3 protein-coding genes are annotated in these 2,284 nt (G+C 37.7%); 2 read left to right on the top strand and 1 reads right to left on the bottom strand.

Translation table 11 applies throughout. The features are described from left to right. The first annotated feature begins 146 nt into the window (after positions 1-146). Together cbiT and F6K13_RS29195 are read left to right on the top strand one after the other, a co-directional pair. Positions 147-749, top strand: a complete 603-nt coding sequence (cbiT, locus tag F6K13_RS29190) for a precorrin-6Y C5,15-methyltransferase subunit CbiT (RefSeq protein WP_124146261.1) — start codon at positions 147-149, stop codon at positions 747-749. A gap of 181 nt (positions 750-930) precedes the next feature. Next, positions 931-1,809: a phosphatidate cytidylyltransferase gene (locus F6K13_RS29195; RefSeq protein ID WP_124146260.1), complete on the top strand. Its 879-nt coding sequence runs from the start codon at positions 931-933 to the stop codon at positions 1,807-1,809. Between the two features lie 18 nt (positions 1,810-1,827). Here F6K13_RS29195 and F6K13_RS29200 read toward each other — a convergent pair whose 3' ends face one another. Next, positions 1,828-2,112: a hypothetical protein gene (locus F6K13_RS29200; RefSeq protein WP_287289293.1), complete on the bottom strand. Its 285-nt coding sequence runs from the start codon at positions 2,110-2,112 to the stop codon at positions 1,828-1,830. Between the last annotated feature and the right edge of the window lie 172 nt (positions 2,113-2,284).

The following is a 2,284-nucleotide window of genomic DNA, read 5'->3' on the forward strand; positions in this document are numbered from 1 at the left end:
AAGTAATTATAGAATTATCAACATATACTATATAACCGGATTCTATATTAAATCAACAATTCCCTATTCCCTATTCCCTAACTTCTGCAAGAAGTCTACCGAAATATCAACCGCTTTTCTAAATTACTGCTAAAAAAAATTTTCCTATGTCTTCTCCACTTTGGCCTTATGTTACTCCAGGTATCTCCGATGACTTATTTGAACGTTTACCTGGTATTCCCATGAGTAAGCGAGAAGTCCGCTTACTGTTAATATCTTATTTACGATTACAATCAGACTCTATTGTTTGGGATATTGGTGCAGGAACAGGGACTATTCCCGTCGAAACAGGTCTAATATGTCCTCAAGGCCGAATTATTGCCGTAGAAAGGGATGAAGAAGTAGCAAATTTAATTCGGAGAAATTGCGATCGCTTCGGAGTAGAGAATGTCACAGTAGTCGAAGGTAGTGCTCCTGAATGTCTAGATAGTCTAACCGAAGCGCCCAGTCGTGTCTGTATAGAGGGAGGTCGTCACATCAAGGCCATACTCCAAGAAGTTTGGAAAAGATTGTTACCCCAAGGTCGAGTCATCGCCACTGCTGCTAATCTAGAAAGTCTTTATGCTATTTCTGAAAGTTTTGCTGATTTACAGGTTCGCAATGTAGAAGTAGTTCAACCGGCACTGAATCGTTTAGAGACAAGAGGTATACATCAAACCTTTGCAGCAATTAATCCCATATTTATCCTTAGTGGTGAGAAAATAGACTGAATTTTACTCTAATCTGAAATTATACAATACATTGAAATATATAGATTTATAAATTAAGTAATAATTATCAGTGAATTAAATGTCTATAATAATTAGATATTAAATTACTGGAACATTTAACGCTGCATTATTGGAGCAAAAACTGAACCGATCATTTATTTTATCTGAATTTGTACATATTATGTCTTGGTCTCGTATTATTAGTGGATTAGTGGCGATCGCTGTTGCTTTGGGAATGATTATTTTCGGGGGATGGTGGTTTACAGTAGGTATGGGAGCGATCGTTTACCTGGGCCAACAAGAATATTTTCAACTAGCACGCACCAAAGGTATTGCACCAGCAGCCAAAACCACCCTAGCATTAAGTCAAGTTATTTTGGTAGTAGCTGCCCTAGCTCCTGATTTAGTAGATGCTATATTTACATTAGCAGGAACTCTAATTTGTTTTTATCTACTATTTCAGCCAAAATTAGCTACGATCGCTGATATCGCATCATCAATTTTAGGTCTATTTTATGGTGGATATCTGCCGAGTTATTGGATTAGACTCAGAGTTGGACTAGAAGCTCAGTTACAGACACCTCAAATAATTCCACTAGGAAATTACTGGGATATTTCATGGATAGACCCTTTGAGTTGGTCTCAGAGCCTAACATTTACTCTACTTGGTTTTTGCTGTATATGGGCTGCTGATATTGGTGCTTATTTTGTGGGAAAATTCTTTGGCCGAATTAGACTTTCAGAAATAAGCCCCAAAAAAACTGTAGAGGGTGCAGTGTTTGGTGTTGTGGGTAGTATAGTAGTCGCGACATTAGGTTCTTGGTACTTAGGTTGGCCTGGTTTGCCTTGGACAGGTGCTGTTTTGGGTTTAGTAGTAGGAATTGCCAGTCTACTTGGAGATTTGACTGAATCGATGATGAAACGAGATGCAGGTGTGAAAGATTCTGGACAACTAATTCCTGGACACGGAGGGATTCTTGACCGCACGGATAGTTATGTTTTTACTGCACCCCTCATATATTATTTTTTTACTCTACTTTTACCACTTCTCAATACTTAGGGTTTAGTATGGTTGGAGTTATGGGTTCACTGTTAAACGACCTTCGCAACTAAGTTGACCAGAATTTAATGTTAATTCTTTTAGTTCAACATCAGAGCCTAAGTCAATTTTGATATTATTTGAAAAGTCATAACTAGCCTTGTGCAAAATCTGAATCTCTAGATTGTCTAACAATAGTTCAGAGCTACTAGCAAGCTTCAAATCAGTATGCAAAGTTAAGGAAATCTTTTCATCTGATGTAGACAAAAAATTAGCAAATAAATTTATCCTGTCTGTAAAAAATTCAGCTTTCTGGTCATACAAACTAATTGGTTGTTCTAGCTGTTCTAAAAAATCTGGCGGTAATAATGGAGTTAAAAATTCAACGACCGCTTGAGCTATCGACTAAAACCAGCATTCCGGTCCGCAGTCCATTGCATCGGAGTCCGTACACCATTGCGATCGCCCAAATAAATATTATCTCCCATACCTATTT

This window comes from Okeania sp. SIO2B9 (assembly GCF_010672505.1).
Classification (GTDB): domain Bacteria; phylum Cyanobacteriota; class Cyanobacteriia; order Cyanobacteriales; family Microcoleaceae; genus Okeania; species Okeania hirsuta.